General features: G+C 48.8%; 1 pseudogene. It reads right to left on the reverse strand.

The features are described 5' to 3' along the window. Window positions 1–229, reverse strand: a pseudogene (locus A3739_RS07725) (magnesium transporter); the annotation flags it as partial. Window positions 230–259 lie beyond the last annotated feature (30 nt).

Consider the following 259-nt stretch of genomic DNA (forward strand, 5'->3'; position numbering starts at 1 on the left):
AGTCCTGACGTTCGAATACATTCGCGACTTCGCTATCTGGCATATTGACGTTGATTGTCGTGATGTCTGTTTCCATGACCTCACGAACCGTAGCACTTGGGCTAGATACCAACATCGTAGTTAGTGGAAGGATACCGACCAAAACACCATTTCGGCTAACAACGAGAAGACTATCTGTCATCTCGGGTAGGCTTCGGTGTCTTCGCAAGTAGCGCAGAACAACGTCCATTGTGATGTCCGCACGGATNGTTACCGTGTC

It is taken from the genome of Oleiphilus sp. HI0067, from assembly GCF_001635735.1.